This window comes from Thalassospira sp. MBR-102, from assembly GCF_040549275.1.
GTDB lineage: Bacteria > Pseudomonadota > Alphaproteobacteria > Rhodospirillales > Thalassospiraceae > Thalassospira > Thalassospira xiamenensis.
The window spans coordinates 129,984-143,977 of the sequence record NZ_JBEPTC010000001.1 but is presented as its reverse complement, the minus strand read 5'-3'; the positions used below and the strand labels follow the sequence as shown (position 1 = coordinate 143,977).

Sequence of the window (13,994 nt, the reverse complement as noted above, 5' to 3'; positions counted from 1 at the left end):
TGCCACCTGAACAGATAATTCCCACTTATCTAAAGTATAGGCTACGTGGTAGTGTTTCCCGATCAAAGTCGCCAAACCCTTGAATAAGGCGGCACAGGGAAGGACCGTCAGACTTACTTCAGAGGTATAAGCTTATCTGAGGGGGACCTTTAATGCGATTTTCCAATATGTCTCTTGGTGCCAAGCTGACCTGCGTCAGTGCACTCGCAATTGCCTTCTGCCTGATCGTCGGCATCTTCCTTCAAACTGTCCAGACCGGCAAAACAACCGAAGAGCTGACCGTGGGCGAAGCTCGTGCCGTTGGCCAGTTCCATGCCGAACAGGCCAGCCGGGTGCTGAATGGCGGGATGCTGGTTGCCAAAAACCTTGCAGGTGCCTTTCGCGCACTTCGTGAACAGGGCGGAGCAGACCGCAAGGCCTATAACGAAATCCTCAATCGCACCCTGATGGACAACCCGTCCCTTGCCGGGGCGTGGTCCGGATTTGAAACCAACGCCCTTGACGGCAAGGATGCCGATTACAAGGGCGAAGGCGAACCATTCGGCGACGGCAGCGGAAAATATGTCACCTATTATTATAACTTCGGTGGCGGCATTACCCCCTATCACCTGACCGGGCTCGATAACCCGGAGGTCAATGAATATTACACCGAACCGAAACGCACCAATAAGCCCTACCTGACCGATGCGATTACCTATGACATTCAGGGCCGCGATGTGGTTCTGACATCGTTTGTCTATCCGGTGCAGGACAGTGGCGGAAAGTTTCTTGGTGTTATGGGTGTCGATCTTGAACTGAATGCGCTGTCGGAACGGTTTGCCGAACTGGCCCCGTTTGGCACCGGCACCGTCAATCTTGTTTCCGCACAGGGCACATGGGTTGCCCATGAAAACCCCGATATCCGCGGCACCAAACTTGATGTCGCCAATCCAACCGACGCGGCCATTCTTGAAGCGATGAAGTCGGGCCAGTCCGGTCAGATTGACGATGGCGAAGTCATGCACCTGATCGTTCCGGTCGCCATTGAAGGTTATGCCAACCAGTGGGGCGTAGTCGTCAACGTGCCGCTTGCCACCGTTTATGCCCCAGCCGATGACCTGCGCAATGCAACCCTGATCGGTGGTGTGGTACTTTTGATCGTTGTGATCGCGGTGATCCTGCTGTCGACCAACGCCATGGTCGCCCGCCCGATGACCCGTGTTGCCGGGGTGATTGCCGACCTGGAAAAGGGCAATTTCAACGTCACCGTCCCCTATCATGACCGGTCCGACGAAATTGGTGCGATTGCCAAGGCGCTCGAAGCCTTCAAAGAAGCATCCGCGGGTATGCAGCAGGCCGAGCGCGACAAACGCGAAGCCGAACATCGCGCCAGCGAAGAACGCAACCGCACCCGCCTGCAGATGGCCGACGAATTTGAAAAGTCGGTCGGCTCCATCGTTGTTCATGTCACTGACAGTGCTGGCGATATGGAAAAAGTATCGCGCCAGATGCGCCGTGCCGCGAACGAAAGCTCGGAACAGGCAACCGTGGTTGCTGCGGCTGCCGACGAGGCCAGTGCAAATGTCCAGACCGTCGCTTCGGCGAGCGAGGAACTTTCTGCCTCCATTCAGGAAATCAGTTCCCAAGTCGCACGTTCTTCTGAAATCGCCAACAATGCGGTCGACGAAGCATCACGCGCCAACGCCATGGTCACCGGCCTTGCCGAAGCCGCTGACCGCATCGGTCAGGTTGTCAGCCTGATCAATGATATCGCGTCCCAGACCAACCTTCTGGCCCTGAACGCCACCATCGAGGCCGCCCGCGCGGGTGAAGCGGGTAAAGGCTTTGCGGTCGTCGCAAGCGAGGTCAAAAACCTTGCCAATCAGACCGCCAAGGCGACAGAGGAAATCGCCCAGCAGATCGGATCGATCCAGTCCGAAACCCACAATACCGTCGGCGCGATTGAAAAGATCACTGAAACAATTTCCAACATCAATGAAATCACCGGTGCAATTGCCGCCGCGGTAGAACAACAGGGCGCTGCCACGGCCGAAATTTCGGGCAATGTCCAGCAGGCCGCAGCAGGCACCAACGAAGTATCCTCCTCAATCGGGATCGTACGCAATACGTCCCAGCAAACCGGCGACGCCGCTTCCAACGTGCAGGCCGGGGCAACCGAACTGGCCGAACAGGCCCGCAACCTTGATACACAGGTCAAAAACTTCCTTGAGCGGTTGCGTAACATCTAATCATTCTCGGCACGAAAACCAACAAGGACGACATTTTCGGATGTCGTCCTTTTTCATGGGCTAACCCGCTAGATTCCAATAGCTCCCTCCCCAAATGGGGATATCGAAACACCACCCTTTTGAATAGCTTGAACAGCAATAGATTGATCCCAAGTGGAATCGTCGTATGCATTTTGTCGCGAGGGAAGAAAATGCTTGGATGGGTGTGGAAGTCAAATATTTCACAGCGCCTGTACAGTCTGGCTGGCTGGTTGCTGCTTACTGCGGGTTTGCTTGGCGGCATTGCCATATACAAAATGACCGTGATCGGCAACGAACTGGAACAGGTTACCGCGCGCGACCTGCCTCTGACACTGATGCTTGAAAAAATCACGCAGCATCAGCTTGAACAAGCCATCCTGATGGAAAAATCGCTGCGTTATCGCAACGTTAACGCCCATAGCGAAAGCGAGACCAGCGTCAGCGATCATTTCGAAGAACTCGCCAAACAGTCCGATGCGGAACTTGCTGAAGCAAGGCGCATGGTCAAATCATATCTTGAACAGATTACAAACGATTCGGATCGTGCGGAATTTGCCGCAGTAGAAGCAGCCCTTGCCCGTATCGAGGCAGATCATCACAAATATGAAGCAAGTGTCACAGACATTTTCAGGGCTCTTGATAACGGCGCCAATCCAGCGGAAGTCAAAGACGCGGTCATCGCAACCGAGAAATTGCAGAATGACTTGGATACTGCCATTGAAGCCCTCCTTTCCGAAGTCGCTAACTACACCCAGCTGTCAATGAACAAGGCGTTGGAAGACGAACGCATGGGCAAAACTCTGATCACCGCTTTATCAGGCTTTGCGCTCGTATCAGGCATACTTTTGGCGTGGCTTTTGGGACGGTCGATTACCCGTCCGTTGCATCGCCTGACAGAAGCTCTGGGCGATCTGGCAAAAGGTAAACTTGATACACCGGTGCCGGTTTCCGCCTTCCGCGATGAAGTCGGCGAGATGGCCGATGCGATGCGGGTATTCCAAGCCGATATGGTCAAGGCCCGCGAACTTGAAGCAAGACAGGAACAGCTGCGCGCACTTGATGCAACGCGCCGGGCTGAAACAGACCGACTGGTCAGGGAATTCTGCGAAACCCTTGTTGAAACCTTCGCTGATATCGTCAAAAGCGCGAACGATGTTCTGGCGCGCGCCCAAAACATGCAAACCCAAAGCTCACAGGCCGGAATGCTTGCCGGGGCCGTTGCAACCGAAGCCGAGGAATCTTCGGCAAGTGCGCAGTCGTTAAGTGCCGCGACCGAGGAAATGGTTGCCGCCATTGACGAAATATCATCCCGAATCACACAATTTTCCGGCATCGCACGCAATGCGGTCGATCACTCCAATACCTCGCAGACCGAAATGCGCAACTTGCAGGAAGTTGCCAATGAAGTCGGGCAAGTCGTGCAACTGATTACCCAGATTGCCGATCAGACCAACCTTCTTGCGCTTAACGCCACGATCGAAGCCGCACGTGCCGGTGACGCGGGCAAAGGATTTGCGGTCGTCGCGGGCGAGGTCAAAAGCCTTGCCAATCAGACGGCAAAGGCCACCGATGAAATCACCCGCAAGATCGAGCGCATTCAAAGCGTGTCGCGCAATTCAACCGATGCCATCACCAATATCGGCACCGTGATCAACAGCATTGATGATTATGTCACAGCCATTGTCGGCGCCGTCGAAGAACAGAACGCCACAACACGCGAAATTGCCCGCAATGTTGATTTCGTCTCTGAAAGTGCCAAACGGGTTTCGGAAAATGTCACCACGATTCAATCCAGTGTTACCGATGTCGGCAACAGCGCGATCACGGTGCACGAAAATGCCGATCATACCGCCCATCAGGCCGGTTTCCTGAACAGCAAGATCAGCGACTTCATCACCGCGATGAAGCGCGTGCAGGGCGATAGCCCGGAAGCCACAAGCAAATCGGGGCAATATCAGACCACCATGCTTCGCGCCGCCGAATAACACCGCAGAGTCAGACAAACCGATCCAAGCACAGGCCGGATATTTCCGGCCTGTTTGCATGCAGCCTCTTGCATCGCCCCGCCAATCAGGCAAAGCTGTTTCATCCCAACGCGTAAAAGGACCATGCACATGCTGCCGATCACCGTTACCGTCTGCCTGACTGGCATTTTTGCCCTAATGCTGATCGCTCTTAGTCTGAATGTTTCCTTGCGGCGCCGCGACCTTAAACTGGCCCGTGGCGATGGTGGTGACGAAGCCCTGCAACGCCGGATACGCGCGCATGGCAATTTCATCGAAAATGCGCCTTTCTGTATTCTTGTCGTGCTCGCACTCGAGGCTGTTCTGGCAACGTCTGACATCATCTGGCTGGTTGCCGCGGCCTTCATTGTCGCACGGATTCTTCACGCCTGGGGCACCCTGACCGCATCAATTGCCTTGGTCGCCCCCTCCATGCTGATACAGCATGCCGTCATGTTCTGCGCTGCCATCTGGCTTCTGATCCAAAGCATCTAGATAAAAACCGGCCCCGCTCTGGGACCAGTCCCCTACAAGGCTGCAAGTTCCGGCTTGCAGCCTTTTCCATGCCCGGATCGCATCCCGCCATCTTCGACGAAATACGCGATATGCTTTTAACCTCCTCATATGGGGATATGCCGGTGGCTGCATTCCGTGGTTTCCTGTTCTCGCAGACAATCTGAACCTTGATGTATGCCTCCCTGCTGTCCCTGACAGCAAACTTGGCGCGATTTCCACCAGGACATCGCGCCCTTTCTTTTTCTGCGCTATGATGTCTGGCTGATGCATCGGATGCCAGGCGGAATATGAACCAGACGCAATCCTTCGGAATAAGCCGCTCTGACCCCGGCACGATTCCCAAACTGGCCGCTGACCTTTCGACCAAATTCGCATGCTATCCCGACGATGCCCGCTCGGCGTTAATGACAATTCGCGGGTGGATTTTCGAACTGGCGGCAAATATCCCTATTGGGATGATTACGGAAACCCTGAAATGGGGGGAACCGGCATGGGTAACGCCCTCCGGGTCGGGGACGACCATCCGGGCCGACTGGAAACCAAAGTCACCTGACCGGATCGCCATTTACGTCAACTGCCAGACCGACCTGATTGATCGGGCCCGTAGCCATTTTGACGGGGTTCTGGAATGCCAAGGAAATCGGGCGATCCTGCTTGCGCTGGATCGCCCGTTTCCCGAAGAAGCAATTAAAACCGTGCTTGGCTGGGCGCTGACTTATCATCAGGACCGGCGCAAACCGACACCCAAACGCTAGTCGCCGCTTGCTTGAACGTTTTCATCGCTATTTCCGCGATGCATTTGCCTCAAGATTGTCACGCAACTGGCCCAGATCATCGATCAGGCGTTTGATTGTCGAAAGATCAAGTTCCGCCACCTCGCCAACACAACGCGGTACATCAAGTGCCTTTTGCCGCAATTCCCTGCCCTCTGCTGTCAGGGTAATACGTACGGAACGTTCATCCTTTGGATCACGGGTACGTTTAACCAGTCCCGCCGCCTCAAGCCGTTTAAGCAAAGGCGTCAAGGTGCTGGATTCCAGAAACAGCTTTTCACCAATGCTGCGAACCGGCTGATCATCCTCCTCCCACAGGGTCACCATCACCAGATATTGCGGATAGGTGAGCTCAAGCGCGTCAAGAAGCGGTTTATAGATACGGTTAAACGCATGACTGGCCGCATAGACAGAAAAGCACAGGAAGTTTTCAAGCCTGAGCGGATTGTTATCATGATTGTCCATAGTGGCGTTCTCCTTTGTCCTATCGGGCCGGGCCGACTGGCAGTCACTGGGAGCTGCTTCTGTGGCTCGTAACACGGCTGATTTCAAATCAAACCCACATTAATATATCGCGCACGATTTAATTACAAGCGATTTAATTGCATAGCTCATGTTCTCAAATTTATATCGTACACGATTAAATCGTATGCTATCTCATAATCATCGAAACGGAAAACGCCGCACAGCGGCACCATCCAGACAGCCAAAAGGAACAAGATCATGAATACATTCAAAACGACTGTTGCCTCCGCTGCATTTGCTCTGGCAGCAACCTTGGCCACCACGACCGCACTGGCAAATCCGGTTCTCGAAAATAACACCCAGAACTTCATCAATGCTCTGACCGCTTCGGGCGGTGCGCCGATCTACACGCTCAGCCCGGCTGATGCCCGCAATGTTCTGGCCGGTGCGCAGGCAGGCCCGATTGCAAAACGCGCCGCCGATGTTACCGATACCGTCTTCCCTGTCGGTCCGACCGGCGAAACCCGGGTCCGGATCGTCCGCCCCGAAGGCAACACCGACCGCCTGCCGGTTGTCGTCTACTTCCACGGTGGCGGCTGGGTTCTGGGGGATAAGGAAACCCACGACCGTCTGATCCGCGAAATCGCCGTACAGGCAAATGCAGTTGTCGTCTTCGTTGATTATGAACGTTCACCCGAAGCCAAATACCCGATCGCGATTGAACAGGATTATGCAGTGACCAAATATGTCGCCGAACACAGTGAACAGCTTAACGTTGATCCGACCCGACTGGCGATTGCCGGGGACAGTGTCGGTGGCAACATGACCGCGGTTGTTTCCTTGTTGGCCGAGCAGCGCAAAGGCCCTGAAATCATCGCCCAGGTCCTGTTCTATCCGGTGACCGATGCGAATTTTGAAAATGGCTCTTATACCGAGTTTGCCAATGGCCCGTGGTTGACCAAGGCGGCAATGGAATGGTTCTGGAACCAGTACCTGCCCGAAGGTACGGACCGCACCGATCCGAAAGTAACGCCGATCCACGCCCCGCAGGAATTGCTGGCCGGACAGGCACCTGCCCTGATCATCACCGATGAAAACGACGTGCTGCGTGACGAGGGCGAAGCTTATGCCCGCAAACTCAGCCAGGCCGGGGTGGATGTCACCACGGTTCGCTACAACGGCACGATCCATGATTTCGTCATGCTCAATGCCATCGCCGACACCCCGGCTGCCAAGGCCGCAACCGCCCAGGCCAGCCAGTTTTTGAAGAACGCCTTCTACGGCGAATAACCTGAACTTTCTGCAACTTCTTTCGGGGGCGCGGTTGCGCCCCCACCCACCCGGCGACATATCATCTGGGGCACTAACCGAACCAACGCCCTGATCAGCCGGGTTATCGAAACCTTAGAACCATCACGTTCAAACAAAGGAAGAAAACCATGTCTGTAGATGTCAAATACCGCGCAACAGCAAGTGCAACCGGTGGCCGTGACGGCCGTGCGAAAACCGAAGACGGCAGCCTCGATGTCAAACTGACCACGCCGAAAGAACTCGGCGGTGCAGGTGGCGAAGGCAACAACCCCGAACAGCTTTTCGCAATGGGTTACTCGGCTTGTTTCATCGGCGCGATGAAATTCGTCTCCTCCCAGGGCGGCCCGAAAGTTCCGTCTGATGTTTCGGTCAAGGCTGTTGTCGGCATCGGCCCGCGTGCGGCTGGCGGTTTCGGCCTTGCGGTTGACCTGCATATCTCGCTGCCGGGCCTTGATAAGGCCGATGCTGAAAAGCTGGTCGAAGAAGCCCACAAAATCTGCCCGTATTCCAACTCGGTCCGCGGCAATGTCGATGTAACCTCGCACATCGCCTGATCGAAAAACGGCCCTTCTTCGGCACGGAACCTCCCCTGATCCGTATATGCCGAAGCCAAGCCCGGTGCATCTCCCCTGCACCGGGCTTTTATTTGTCGGCATTTAACAGTTGCCCGATGCGGCCTCTGCCCTGATGATCCGTGGCAGCAAAAATACCGCAAAAATTTCATGGGAAACATTGATGACCACCAAGCTTACCGTTCTTGCCATCGCACGCGCCAAACCGGGCAAGGAAGCCGAACTTGGCAAACAGCTTCTGGCACTTGTCGAACCGTCGCGCGCCGAAGAAGGTTGCATCAGTTACGATATTCATCAATCCAACGAAGACCCGGCGATCTGGATGGCTTATGAAAACTGGCGCTCTGACGAAGACCTCGCCCTTCATTTTGAAACACCATACCTGCGCGCCTTTGGCGCCCTTGGCGATGAATTACTGGCAGAACCTATCAGCCTTCAGAAATTCACCGTTAAATCCTGAAGCCTGAACTTAATTCCTGCCTTCGCCTGATCTAGCCCATTTGACCAGAACGGGACCTTTATCCGTGCTTTTCGCCTTGTTTCTGTCGGCATTGACATCCGCCACCATACTGCCTGGCACGTCCGAGGTGGCCTTGGCAGCCCTTGTCGCATCGGGTGATCATGCGGCGTGGTGGCTGGTTGTCGTCGCGACGGCGGGGAATGTTCTGGGCTCGTGCGTCAACTGGGGGCTTGGACTGTATATCGATCATTTCAAGGATCGGCGATGGTTCCCGGTATCGCCAGATGCCCTTGATCGTGCCTCACACTGGTTTGGCAAATACGGGCTTTGGTCGCTTTTGCTGGCGTGGCTGCCGATAATCGGGGATCCGCTAACACTCTTTGCCGGTGTCATGCGGGTGCGCTTTTTGCCCTTTATCGTGCTGGTGACGATTGGCAAGGCGGCACGATATGCAATGATTGCCGGTGGCGCGGGCTGGATCGCCAACCTACTTGGATATTCATAATATTCATCAAAACAAAATACACAATAAAATCGAAACGCGCAAATTGTCGAAAACACAATAGCCACATCAATTATATAAAAATATAGTTAATTTGCTAAAATGGTGCCCCCATGATTTCATTGAGTGAAATAAAAACGAGCAATTATTTATAAATTTCACAAAATGAATGGGAGTATATTATGAATATGGAAATTCCAGTCTGGGTAAAACCCGCAATCTGGGGCGGTGTTATCGGTGCCGTTGCCATCACGATCATCGGCTTTAGCGCAAGCTGGGTCGTTTCGGGCAGCACCGCAACCGAAATGGCCAACACGCAAAGCAAGGATGCGGTCATTACCGCCCTCGCCCCGATTTGTGTTGCGCAGTTCAAAACCCAGACCCCCACCAATCAGACCATGCAGCTTGCAGCCCTTAAAGAGGAAAGCTCCTACAAGCGTGATGATTTCGTCGCAGCTCAAGGCTGGGCCACCATGCCTGGCAATGATGCCCCGACCACGGAAATCGCCGACGCCTGTGCAAGTCAGTTGATGAAACTGACAGAAAACTAAGCGGATCTCCTCCCCCGAGGTAATTGATCCGTCCAAGACGGCATCCGGGCCAACTCCCGGATGCCGTTTTTTTTATGGGCGATCACAACCGGCAGGGCAATATCGTTCAATAAACCCCAAGACCTGCGGCGCATTGTTGCATCCAGCAAAGCCACTAAAAGGATCGCCAACCCATGCTTGCCGCCGCCCCAAGCCTTTATCTGTCGATGGCTGCCTTCGCGCTTGCCGCCTCGATCACGCCCGGCCCGGTCAATATCCTGATCCTCAGCTCCGGGGTCCATTACGGCTTTCGACCCAGCCTGCGACTTGTGTTCGGCGCGACCAGCGGCTTTTGCCTGTTATTGCTTCTGATCGGGTTGGGCCTGCATGAATTGCTGGTGATTTTTCCCAACCTGACGACAGTCATTCAATGGGCCGGGGTGGCGTTTTTGCTGTTCATGGCCTTCAAGCTTGCCACCACATCGGGCGAATTGGGCAAAACGCGCGCGGACAAGGGACCATCGATGATCACCGGCGCATTGCTGCAATGGGTTAACCCCAAGGCTTGGCTTGCCGCGGTTGCAGGCATGGGGGCCTATGCCGCCAATGGTGCGCCGGCACTGGTCTGGGAATTCACAGTCCTTTATTTCGCGGTCTGTTTTGCCTCGGTCGCCTGCTGGGCCTATGCCGGGGCGTTTCTCGGCCGATTTTTAAACGATGCCGCCCATATCCGGCTGTTTAACCGGATCATGGCATTGCTACTGGTCGCAAGTGCGGCCTATCTGATCGTCACCTGATTGGCTCAGGCGACATGCGCCATCGCATAATGGCGCGGCGTGGTCGCCATCAGGCGTTTGAAAACCCGTTGAAAATGCGCCTGATCGGCAAAGCCGCAATCAAGGGCAACGTCAACAATCCGCTCCCCACGCTTTAGGGCATGGCGCGCCTTCTGCACCCGGCAATTGATCAGAAAGGCATAGGGCGTCATGCCATGTGCCTTTTTGAACGCGCGCACCAGATAGGATCGCGAAACCCCGATCACCCCGGCAAGGTCATCCAGATTGACGTCTTCGGCGTAATAGGCCCGGATATAATCTGCAACCCGGCCCATTTTGTTTTTATCCGTCGCACCGCCACCCCCACGCAAGATACCGCGCCGATCAAGCGCCACATGCAGATCAGCAAAGAACGATACCATCGTGCTTTCCTTGGCCAGCCGGTCACAATCAGGGTCGATCAATGTATCGGCAAGGCTTTGCAGGCCGGAATACAGCATTGGACTATGGCTGATGGTGTCGGAAAACATCGCAAACCGCCCGGCGGCATCGGCATCGATTTCCACCTGCAGATCCAGAAGCCACGCCGGATCGACAAACAGCATGTCATAACACCATCCCCCACCCGGCACCGGGTTGCAGCCATGCACATCCTCAGGGTTCAGTACCACAACCGATCCCTTGCCGGTTTCATGGACCTTGCCCCGATTCCAATAGGTACTGCGCCCGCCCTTGACGATGCCGATTGAAAACGTGTCGTGGCTGTGGCGTTCATAGCAAACACCCCGCCCGTCATTGACGCGGCGCAATTCGACAAACGGCAAACCGGCATCGCGCCAGAAACACTGCTTATCTGATTTTGCCTTGCCCATTGAAACGCCCGCACCATCTTTGGGAATGAAAACGCGAAAATCCGAAGATAGGATAATTTCACCGGTGGCACCAGTGGCCCGACCTGATTATAGTCCCCCAAATGTTCGATGATCGTTCTGATCCCACGCCGAAATTCATGCCACCCGACGCACCCGTCATGGTCGTCGGATTGCGTCATGCTGTTTTCCTCTCGCCCGACGGGGAAATAGAAGAATTGCCGCATGGGGCGGCGGCCAAACGGGCACGATCCCAACGCCCGATATTGGTTCATACCCCGGCATCGGCAAGGCGGATGAAATCCGATCCGTTTCCGGCCCATGACCTTTTGGAACTGTTTGCCTTTGTCCGCCCGGCGCAGTTTTGCGTCCCTACCCCACGCGGGCTTGCCATGGCGACCGGGCAGCGGGCGTCTGATGATCTGATCGGACAGGCCGAAGCGTTGGCCGAGGCGATGAAACGATTGTTGCAGGAACTTGCCACCCTGCCGCGTGAAAAGCGCGCACGTGCACTTTCCATTGCATGGCCGATGGCACGCGGGCATTGGATGTGGGGCGTGCCGGTTCTGGCGGCCCTTGGTGCCGATGGCAACGGCCCGCATAAATTTGCCGTCTATGAAGGTCTTAAGGTCTGGAAGAAAATGGGCGAATGGGCCGAACATGCCCCGCCACCGCCACCCGGCAACAACCCGGTCGATCCCAAGGATGCCCGCGAACGGCTGAAAAAGCTTCTGGGCGAAGGGGCGGAAGAACGCCCGCAACAGGCCGATTATGCATCCGCCGTCTGTTCGGCCTTCGCGCCCCGCACCGCCGAAGGCACGCCCAATATCGTCCTGGCCGAGGCAGGGACCGGGACGGGCAAGACGCTGGGTTATGTCGCCCCGGCCTCGATCTGGGCACAAAAGAATGACGGGGCGGTTTGGATTTCAACCTATACCCGCAACCTGCAACGTCAGATCGATCAGGAACTGAACCGTCTTTATGATGATCCCAAGGACAAACGCCTGAAGGCGGTCGTGCGCAAGGGCCGCGAAAATTACCTGTGCCTTCTGAATTTCGAAGAAGCCCAAAGACCGCTGGCGCAACAGCCCCATCAGGCGATCCCGCTGGGGCTTATGGCGCGCTGGGCATCGCAAACGCGCGATGGCGATATGGTCGGCGGTGATTTCCCGGCATGGCTGACCGAACTGATCGGCAATCGTTTTACCGGTGCATTGGCCGATCAGCGCGGCGAATGCATTTATGCCGCCTGCCCGCATTATTCGCGCTGTTTTGTTGAAAAAACCGTCCGGCGCGCAAGGTCGGCCGAGATCGTGGTCGCCAATCATGCGCTGGTGATGGTGCAGGCCGCCCTTGGCGGGCTTGACGATGCATCAATGCCGACCCGTTATGTCTTTGACGAGGGGCATCATCTTTTTGATGCCGCCGACAAAGCCTTTTCCGCCCATCTGACCGGGCAGGAAGGGGCAGAATTACGCCGCTGGTTGCTGGGTGCGGAAAACAAGGGCCAGTCGCGCGCGCGTGGGCTTAAACAACGGCTTGAAACCCTGATCATGGATCGGGACGAACTTCGTGATGCGGTCAATGCCGTGATTGTCGCCGCCCAATGCCTGCCCGAACAGGGCTGGCTGATGCGCATTCATGACGGGGCCGAAAATGCCAAGGGCCCGGCGGAATTGTTCCTTGCCCATGTCCGGGCACAGGTGATGGCGCGTGCGGCCGAAGGCGACCGGGGTTATTCGATTGAAACCGACTGCAAACCGGCCATTGACCCGGTTCTGGCCAGTGCCGCCGATCTTGACCGTGCTTTGGCGGCCCTTGAAAAACCGGCCAAGGCCCTGATCAAAATCATAGCCCATATGCTAGATGAAAAGGCAGACGAGCTTGAAAGTGATGAACGGCAGCGCCTTGATGCCGCAATCCGGTCGCTTGAAAGGCGTGCGATCATGCAGGTCGCCGCATGGCGCGGGATGCTTGAAAGCCTTGTCGATGCCACCCCGCCGGAATTTGTCGACTGGTTTGCCATCGAACGGCAGTTTGGTCGCGATTTCGATGTCGGCATGCACCGCCATCATATCGACCCCACATTGCCCCTGACCGCGGCCTTGGCACCCTCCGCCCATGGGTTGGTGATCACGTCGGCCACGCTCCGCGACGGCACGGGCGATGAAATGTTTGACTGGGGTGTTGCCGAAGACCGCACCGGCGCATCTCATATGCCGATGCCTGCGATCCGGGCGGCGATGAAAAGCCCCTATGACTATGCCAAACAGACCAAGGTTTTCATCATCAATGACCTTGGCCGTGATAACCCCGATCATGTGGCGGCGGCCTATCGCGAACTGTTTCTGGCGTCCGGCGGCGGCGCGCTTGGCCTGTTTACCGCGATCAACCGTTTGCGCGCGGTTTATGACCGCCTGACCGGGCCGCTTGACGACGCCGGGTTGCAGCTTCTGGCACAGCATATTGACGGTATGGATGTGTCGACCCTGATCGATATTTTCCGGGTGGAACGCGATGCCTGTCTGCTTGGAACAGATGCGGTGCGCGACGGGGTCGATGTGCCCGGTGACAGCCTTCGCCTGATCGTGTTTGATCGCGTGCCATGGCCCCGCCCCGATATACTGCACCGGGCACGCAAGGCCGCATTTCATGGTGCGCGCTATGACGACATGCTGACCCGTCTGCGGATGAAGCAGGCCTTTGGTCGCCTTGTTCGCCGCGCGGAAGACCGTGGGGTATTTGTGCTGCTTGATAACCGGATGCCGTCACGCTTGCTGGGTGCGTTCCCCGACGATGTCAATGTCCAACGGGTCGGCATGCGCGAAGCGATTGAACAGACACGGGCATTTTTAAGGCCAAACGCCGACAATGGAAATCTGCTAAAGTAATCTGTGCGGGTCAACTTCACCTGACATCTGACAACAAATCGATTTTGCAATACGCCCATTTTCCGCCGAAGGACGCG

The 13,994-nt window shown here is 55.9% G+C and carries 13 protein-coding genes; 11 read left to right on the top strand and 2 right to left on the bottom strand.

Annotation, left to right across the window (positions count from 1 at the left end; all coding sequences use genetic code 11):
- The first annotated feature begins 152 nt into the window (after positions 1-152).
- From ABIE64_RS00690 to ABIE64_RS00675, 4 genes are all read left to right on the top strand, one after another.
- A complete protein-coding gene (locus tag ABIE64_RS00690) occupies positions 153-2,228 on the top strand; it encodes a methyl-accepting chemotaxis protein (protein WP_063092835.1) in 2,076 nt (691 codons plus the stop codon).
- A 191-nt stretch (positions 2,229-2,419) separates the two neighbouring features.
- Positions 2,420-4,234, top strand: coding sequence for a methyl-accepting chemotaxis protein (locus tag ABIE64_RS00685; protein WP_354376342.1), 1,815 nt, complete (start codon positions 2,420-2,422; stop codon positions 4,232-4,234).
- Between the two features lie 129 nt (positions 4,235-4,363).
- Entirely contained in the window at positions 4,364-4,747 is a 384-nt protein-coding gene (locus ABIE64_RS00680) for an MAPEG family protein (RefSeq protein ID WP_037991837.1), read from the top strand.
- A 308-nt stretch (positions 4,748-5,055) separates the two neighbouring features.
- Positions 5,056-5,523, top strand: coding sequence for a DUF1801 domain-containing protein (locus tag ABIE64_RS00675; RefSeq protein WP_354376341.1), 468 nt, complete (start codon positions 5,056-5,058; stop codon positions 5,521-5,523).
- A gap of 27 nt (positions 5,524-5,550) precedes the next feature.
- Here the strand turns inward: ABIE64_RS00675 and ABIE64_RS00670 are convergent, their stop codons facing one another.
- Entirely contained in the window at positions 5,551-6,006 is a 456-nt protein-coding gene (locus ABIE64_RS00670; RefSeq protein ID WP_071240960.1) for a MarR family winged helix-turn-helix transcriptional regulator, read from the bottom strand.
- A 258-nt stretch (positions 6,007-6,264) separates the two neighbouring features.
- Between ABIE64_RS00670 and ABIE64_RS00665 the strand changes: the two genes are divergently transcribed.
- The 6 genes from ABIE64_RS00665 (at position 6,265) to ABIE64_RS00640 (ending at position 10,178) form a co-directional block, all read left to right on the top strand.
- On the top strand, positions 6,265-7,296 hold the full coding sequence (locus tag ABIE64_RS00665) for an alpha/beta hydrolase (protein WP_071240961.1): 1,032 nt from the start codon (positions 6,265-6,267) through the stop codon (positions 7,294-7,296).
- Between the two features lie 149 nt (positions 7,297-7,445).
- Positions 7,446-7,871 (top strand): organic hydroperoxide resistance protein, encoded by a 426-nt coding sequence (locus ABIE64_RS00660; protein WP_071240962.1) that lies wholly within the window; start codon positions 7,446-7,448, stop codon positions 7,869-7,871.
- 181 nt (positions 7,872-8,052) lie between these two features.
- A complete protein-coding gene (locus tag ABIE64_RS00655) occupies positions 8,053-8,349 on the top strand; it encodes a putative quinol monooxygenase (protein ID WP_071241119.1) in 297 nt (98 codons plus the stop codon).
- 64 nt (positions 8,350-8,413) lie between these two features.
- Positions 8,414-8,854, top strand: coding sequence for a YqaA family protein (locus ABIE64_RS00650; RefSeq protein ID WP_083379440.1), 441 nt, complete (start codon positions 8,414-8,416; stop codon positions 8,852-8,854).
- A gap of 179 nt (positions 8,855-9,033) precedes the next feature.
- Positions 9,034-9,402: a hypothetical protein gene (locus tag ABIE64_RS00645; protein WP_083379441.1), complete on the top strand. Its 369-nt coding sequence runs from the start codon at positions 9,034-9,036 to the stop codon at positions 9,400-9,402.
- A gap of 173 nt (positions 9,403-9,575) precedes the next feature.
- On the top strand, positions 9,576-10,178 hold the full coding sequence (locus ABIE64_RS00640; protein WP_083379442.1) for a LysE family translocator: 603 nt from the start codon (positions 9,576-9,578) through the stop codon (positions 10,176-10,178).
- A 5-nt stretch (positions 10,179-10,183) separates the two neighbouring features.
- Here ABIE64_RS00640 and ABIE64_RS00635 read toward each other — a convergent pair whose 3' ends face one another.
- Positions 10,184-11,029, bottom strand: coding sequence for an AraC family transcriptional regulator (locus ABIE64_RS00635; protein ID WP_354376340.1), 846 nt, complete (start codon positions 11,027-11,029; stop codon positions 10,184-10,186).
- A 101-nt stretch (positions 11,030-11,130) separates the two neighbouring features.
- Between ABIE64_RS00635 and ABIE64_RS00630 the strand changes: the two genes are divergently transcribed.
- Positions 11,131-13,917 (top strand): ATP-dependent DNA helicase, encoded by a 2,787-nt coding sequence (locus ABIE64_RS00630; protein ID WP_354376339.1) that lies wholly within the window; start codon positions 11,131-11,133, stop codon positions 13,915-13,917.
- Positions 13,918-13,994: the final 77 nt, after the last annotated feature.

Bases quoted from the DNA above. Each gene is read 5' to 3' on its own strand.
- ABIE64_RS00665 (WP_071240961.1), top strand. From the start codon at position 6,265: ATGAATACATTCAAAACGACTGTTGCCTCCGCTGCATTTGCTCTGGCA.
- ABIE64_RS00635 (WP_354376340.1), bottom strand. From the start codon at position 11,029: ATGGGCAAGGCAAAATCAGATAAGCAGTGTTTCTGGCGCGATGCCGGT.
- ABIE64_RS00645 (WP_083379441.1), top strand. From the start codon at position 9,034: ATGAATATGGAAATTCCAGTCTGGGTAAAACCCGCAATCTGGGGCGGT.
- ABIE64_RS00655 (WP_071241119.1), top strand. From the start codon at position 8,053: ATGACCACCAAGCTTACCGTTCTTGCCATCGCACGCGCCAAACCGGGC.
- ABIE64_RS00685 (WP_354376342.1), top strand. From the start codon at position 2,420: ATGCTTGGATGGGTGTGGAAGTCAAATATTTCACAGCGCCTGTACAGT.
- ABIE64_RS00690 (WP_063092835.1), top strand. From the start codon at position 153: ATGCGATTTTCCAATATGTCTCTTGGTGCCAAGCTGACCTGCGTCAGT.
- ABIE64_RS00680 (WP_037991837.1), top strand. From the start codon at position 4,364: ATGCTGCCGATCACCGTTACCGTCTGCCTGACTGGCATTTTTGCCCTA.
- ABIE64_RS00640 (WP_083379442.1), top strand. From the start codon at position 9,576: ATGCTTGCCGCCGCCCCAAGCCTTTATCTGTCGATGGCTGCCTTCGCG.
- ABIE64_RS00670 (WP_071240960.1), bottom strand. From the start codon at position 6,006: ATGGACAATCATGATAACAATCCGCTCAGGCTTGAAAACTTCCTGTGC.
- ABIE64_RS00675 (WP_354376341.1), top strand. From the start codon at position 5,056: ATGAACCAGACGCAATCCTTCGGAATAAGCCGCTCTGACCCCGGCACG.
- ABIE64_RS00660 (WP_071240962.1), top strand. From the start codon at position 7,446: ATGTCTGTAGATGTCAAATACCGCGCAACAGCAAGTGCAACCGGTGGC.
- ABIE64_RS00630 (WP_354376339.1), top strand. From the start codon at position 11,131: ATGTTCGATGATCGTTCTGATCCCACGCCGAAATTCATGCCACCCGAC.